5 protein-coding genes and 1 pseudogene are annotated in these 4,489 nt (G+C 71.8%); 2 read left to right on the forward strand and 4 right to left on the reverse strand.

The annotated features are described in order from the left end of the window. The 3 genes and pseudogenes from G6019_RS11380 to G6019_RS11390 all read right to left on the reverse strand — a co-directional run. Positions 1–208 (reverse strand): annotated as a pseudogene (locus tag G6019_RS11380) (hypothetical protein); the annotation flags it as partial. 13 nt (positions 209–221) lie between these two features. After that, a complete protein-coding gene (locus tag G6019_RS11385) occupies positions 222–833 on the reverse strand; it encodes a class I SAM-dependent methyltransferase (protein ID WP_107757572.1) in 612 nt (203 codons plus the stop codon). Between the two features lie 95 nt (positions 834–928). Continuing rightward, the gene (locus tag G6019_RS11390; protein ID WP_182612216.1) at positions 929–1,600 is read right to left on the reverse strand and encodes a PIG-L family deacetylase; all 672 of its coding nucleotides are present in this window, start codon (positions 1,598–1,600) and stop codon (positions 929–931) included. A gap of 72 nt (positions 1,601–1,672) precedes the next feature. On the opposite strand from G6019_RS11390, the gene G6019_RS11395 reads away from it, so the two are divergent. Then, positions 1,673–2,305, forward strand: coding sequence for a class I SAM-dependent methyltransferase (locus tag G6019_RS11395; RefSeq protein ID WP_182612215.1), 633 nt, complete (start codon positions 1,673–1,675; stop codon positions 2,303–2,305). A gap of 76 nt (positions 2,306–2,381) precedes the next feature. On the opposite strand, the gene G6019_RS11400 is transcribed toward G6019_RS11395, so the two are convergent. Beyond that, positions 2,382–3,380 carry a glucosyl-3-phosphoglycerate synthase gene (locus tag G6019_RS11400; RefSeq protein WP_107757569.1) on the reverse strand — a complete coding sequence of 333 codons (999 nt, stop codon included), beginning with the start codon at positions 3,378–3,380 and terminating at the stop codon, positions 2,382–2,384. Positions 3,381–3,461: 81 nt separating this feature from the next. On the opposite strand from G6019_RS11400, the gene G6019_RS11405 reads away from it, so the two are divergent. Further along, on the forward strand, positions 3,462–4,489 hold a 1,028-nt coding region (locus G6019_RS11405), incomplete at its 3' end, for an acyl-CoA dehydrogenase family protein (protein ID WP_182627613.1).

The raw sequence follows: 4,489 nt of genomic DNA on the forward strand, positions 1-4,489 counted from the left end.
ACCCGCCGGTGAACAGCGCCGATGGCAGGCCGGACAGGCCGGGCCCGCCGAGCAGGTCCTCGGCGAGGAGCGCTCCGACGGTCACCCCGGCGGCCAGTCCCGCGCCGGAGAGCAGCTGCGCCAGGACCAGGATCGTCACGACCCGCCGCTGCACTCGGTCGTCACCCGGGCCGGTGGCCGAACCCGGATCCCGGCGTGTCCGGTTCATCTGTCGACCCGGGTCATCTGTCGACCCAGGATCGTGCGTGCAGGAGCACGTCGATCGCGGTCGCCTTCCCGGCCGGCCGCAGGTCGTGACGCAGCGAGACCACCTCGAGTCCCTGGGATCCCAGTGCCAGATCGGCGATCCCGGGGAGCACGGTCGGGTCCTGCGGACCGCCGACGCCGCGACGCAGGTTCTCCGCGGCGTGCCCGAGATAGACGAGGTGGCCACCGGGTCGCAGCCACCCGCCGGCGTTGCGCAGGACCCGGACCAGGCTGTCCATGTCCAGGTGGAGGAACCCGATGACGACGAGGTCCACCGACTCCTCCGGCTCCCAGGTGGTGGCGTCACCGACCACCCAGTCGACGCTGCCGGTACGGCCGTCATCGGAGTCCTTGGCTCGGGCCTGATCGATCGCGACCTCGGAGAAGTCGACGGCTGAGACCCGCCATCCGTGCGCGGCCAGCCACCGCGCGTGCCGTCCGTCGCCGCACGCCAGGTCCACCGCGGTGTCCACGGGCAGGCCGGCGTCCTCGGCACCGGTCACCTCCGCGACGATGCGTGCCGCGGGGGTGGTGCCCCACACGTCGGGCTGGGCGAGGTATCGGGCGTTCCATTCGGAGGCGTCCACGTGCGGCGGTCCTTTCGGTGCTGCGTCTGCTCGGTTCTACTTCTACTGGGTCGGGGGCGTACCCGGGTGATCCCGCCGCGGAGGGGTGGCACGGCTCACGGGCGTCGGAGCCACCGCAGGTGTTCCGTGTCGCCCTGCAACTCCAGTCTCCTCCACAGGACACTGCCCGGCACGGCCTGACTCGGGTGACAGTCCACCGCGGCCTGTTGCGCCGTACGGTCGACGGTCAGCGCCAGGTCGATCTCCCCGCTGCGCCGACCGAGGAATCCGGCGTACCCCTCGGAGGCGAGGCTGGCGCAGATCTCGTCAGGGAGGGTCCACGCCAGTACGGGAAGTCCGTGCCGGTCGCCCGCCCGGACGGCGGCCGCGGTTGCCGCCACGTGGTCCGGGTGTCCGCTGATGCCGGTGGAGTCGAAGACGACGAGACCGTCGGGCCGGGTCTGCTCCAGTGCGCGCTCGACGTCGCCGTCGAGGACGGTCGGCTGGAGAGCCGCCACACCGCCGTCGGGGTGGCCCAGCAGGGTGACCCGTCGGACCCCGAGCGCATCGGCAGCAGCCCGCAGTTCGCTCTCGCGAATCAGTGACAGGTCTCCTTCGACACCGTGGAGGGTCGACGCCTCGCCCCTGGTCAGGCAGAGGACGTCCACGAGCGAGCCTGCCCCGGCGAAGGTCGAGAGCACCGCGCCGAGGCCGAAGGATTCGTCGTCGGGGTGCGCGACCACGGCCAGGACCGCCCGCCACCCCGGCAGTATGCTCGTGTTCTCCATGGTCCGAGCCCCCTCATCGTCGACGGTGAATTGCCGTTCCGGGTCGTTGGATACCCGGTACCGTATCTTCTCATGAAGGCCTCCCACGATCGGACCGATGTCTCGCTCTTCGCCCGCGCATGGGTGATCGCCAGCCCCGTTCTCGAGCGCATCGGGCTCGCCAGATCCCGGCGGCGCCTGGTCTCCGGTCTGTCGGGAACGGTGGTGGAGGTGGGGGCAGGCAGCGGGGTCACCTTCGAGCACTATCCCCCGCAGGTCACGAGGGTGGTGGCGATCGAGCCGGACCCGCATCTCCGTGCCCACGCGCGGCGCTACGCGGCGCGTGCGTCTGTGCCGGTCGAGGTGGTGGAGTCGGTGGCGGAGGCGCTCCCGCTCGCGGACGGAGAGGCCGATGCGGTGGTCTTCGGTCTCGTCCTGTGCACGGTCCCCGACGTCCCGGCCGCCCTCGCCGAGGCGGATCGGGTACTCGCCCCCGGGGGAGAACTACGTCTGTTCGAACACGTCAGGGCAGAGGGCCGACTGGGACGCGTGGCCGACCGGATCGCGCCGGTGTGGAGTCGGCTCGGCGGGGGGTGTCGACCGAACCGGGACACCGGTCGGGCGCTGACCGAGGCCGGGTTCGACGTCACCGGGCTCAGGACCCGGACGTTCCCGCCGGTACTCCAGCTGACGCCGATCCTCAGCGGTTCGGCGCGGCGTCGCTAGCGGCACGACCGGCTACCGCACACTCCCCGGTCGGGTCGGGTCGGGTCGGGTCGGGGCTGGAGGGCGCGGGGAGCGCTCACCGGGTCAATTCTTCGCGGACCTCGCTCATCGGGGGCCGTTCACCGGGGGAGACGTCGACGGTCTCGGCGTGGAACCCGCCTCCGACGGGATCGCGCCTGTGCAGGGTGAGCGTGTCACCGGGGGCGTGGGTGTCCGGTGCCCGACCGTGGCGCCGCAGGCGGCTGAGTACCGCGAGGTGTTGGTGCATCGCCATCACCGCCAGCGCCGAATCGGGGGAGTGTCGGTGGGTGCGTCGACCGAGGTCCACCTGGGCGAGCGCATCGAGGCCGAACGCCTCGAACAGGTCCACCAAGATCCCGATGTCCACCCCGTATGCGCCGGCGAACGGGATGGATTCGAGGGCGTGACGGGTCCCGGCGTACTCGCCGGCCAGCGGCTGCACGAACCCGGCGAGTGCGGGCCAGTGGGTGGCCAACAGAGGTCGGGCGACGAGCTCGGTCACCCGTCCCCCGCCCGCCGGCAGGACGGTGCGGCCGTCGTCGAGAGGACGCTCGTAGGCGCCCTTGCTGAACACCACCCCGGGGTCGGTGAGCAGCGGGCCCAGCAGTCCGATCGCGAACGCCGGGTCGAAGTCGCGCAGGTCGGAATCGAGGAACACGACGAACTCCCCGTCGGTGGCTGCGAGGGATTTCCACAGCGCCTCGCCTTTTCCCGGGACGTCTCCCAGTGCGGGCAGCACATCTCCCTGCGCCACCACTCTCGCGCCGGCGGCACGGGCCACGTGCGCTGTGCGATCCGCGCTGTGGGAGTCGATCACCACCACCTCGTCGATGAGTGGCACCCGCTCCACCAGCTCGGCCTGAAGCGCGGCGACGATCACGCCGACCGTGGACTCCTCGTTCCGGGCCGGGAGCACGACGGACACCCGGCGGCCGGCCTTGGCCGCGACGAGGTCCTCGGCGCGGAAGTCACCCGCCCGGTAGGTGCGTCGCGCCGACCAGTCGCGGATCGGGTCGACCCGGTCCGCGAGGGGGGTTCGCGCGTTCTCGCTCACCTCCGCGATCCTGCCAGAGGTATCCGCCGAGCCGCCGCCGTGGGACGGCCCCGTTCACCCGGGTGTGCCACGATGCACAGCATGGACTTCTCACCCTCACCCCGCGCGGCCGAGCTCACCGCGGCGGTCCGCGAGTTCATCGACACGCACATCGCTCCGCTCGAGCCGGGGATCCACGCCGACATCGCCCGCCGCCGTCTGGCCGGCGAGGACCCCTGGGCGGTCGATCCGCGGATCACCGATCTGCAGGCCAGGGCGCGCGAGCAGGGACTGTGGAACCTCTTCCTGCCCGCCGGACACGAGGGTCCCTACGCGAAGCGGTACGGGACCCACGGCGGAACCGGCCTGACCAACACCGACTACGCGCCCGTCGCGGAGGAGATGGGGCGCTCGTTCGTCGCGCCCCTGGTGTTCAACTGCAACGCCCCGGACACCGGCAACATGGAGGTCTTGCTCAAGTATGGGTCGCAGGAGCAGAAGGACCGATGGCTGGACCCGCTCCTGGACGGGAGGATCCGCAGCGCCTTCCTCATGACGGAGCCGGAGGTGGCCTCCTCCGACGCCTCCAACATGGCGGCCACCGCGCGGGTCGAGGGCGACGAGGTGGTGCTGGACGGCCGCAAGTGGTGGTCCACCGGGGTCGGCCACCCGGACTGCAAGGTGGGCATCTTCATGGGTGTGTCGGACCCGGACGCCCACCGGTACCTCCGGCACTCGATGGTGCTGGTGCCCATGGACGCCCCCGGGGTGCGCGTCGAGCGCATGCTCACCGCACAGGGTGTCTACGACGAACCGCTCGGCCACGGTGAGGTGTCCCTCGAGGGCGTGCGTCTGCCGGTGGAGAACATCATCGCCGGACCCGGGCGGGCCGCCGAGATCGCGCAGGGTCGGCTCGGCCCCGGCCGCGTCCACCACTGCATGAGGCTCATCGGGCTGTCGGAGATGGCGCTCGACCTGGCCTGCCGTCGCGCCTCGGGCCGGGTGGCCTTCGGCAAACCCGTCGTCAACCTGGGCGGGAACCGGGAGCGGCTCGCCGAGGCCCGGATCGCCATCGACCAGGCCCGCCTGCTGGTGCAGCACGCGGCCTGGAAGCTCGACACCGAGGGGCA

Source organism: Dietzia sp. DQ12-76 (assembly GCF_014145045.1).
GTDB lineage: Bacteria > Actinomycetota > Actinomycetes > Mycobacteriales > Mycobacteriaceae > Dietzia.

Excerpts from the sequence above, each read along its gene's own strand:
- G6019_RS11390 (WP_182612216.1), bottom strand. The coding sequence starts at position 1,600 with ATGGAGAACACGAGCATACTGCCGGGGTGGCGGGCGGTCCTGGCCGTG.
- G6019_RS11395 (WP_182612215.1), top strand. The coding sequence starts at position 1,673 with ATGAAGGCCTCCCACGATCGGACCGATGTCTCGCTCTTCGCCCGCGCA.